The 301-nt window shown below is 43.2% G+C and carries 1 protein-coding gene; it reads right to left on the bottom strand.

Annotation, left to right across the window (positions count from 1 at the left end; all coding sequences use genetic code 11):
- A partial coding sequence (locus N2201_07125) for an aldehyde dehydrogenase family protein (protein MCX7785970.1) occupies positions 1-301 on the bottom strand: 301 nt, incomplete at both ends.

Genomic DNA, 301 nt, shown 5'->3' on the forward strand with positions numbered 1-301 from the left:
CTTACCACCAAGTTCTAAAGAACACCGTTTTAAGGTCTTTCCGCAAACTTCGGCAATTCTTTTACCAATTTCTGAGGAGCCAGTAAAGGAGACGCCGCAAATATCTGGATGATTAATTATTGCTTCGCCAATTTTGCCGCCAGAACCATAGACAATATTCACCACACCATCAGGAATTCCAGCCTGGACTAAGGCATCAACAAATTCACCAGCACTGGCAGGAGTATAGGTTGCTGGTTTGAAGACAACAGTATTACCACAAAGTAATGCGGGAAAGATTTTCCAGGAAGGAATTGCCATG

The sequence above is a fragment of the candidate division WOR-3 bacterium genome (genome assembly GCA_026418155.1).
Classification (GTDB): Bacteria; Hydrothermota; Tepidihabitantia; order Tepidihabitantales; family CAIPLT01; genus JAOABV01.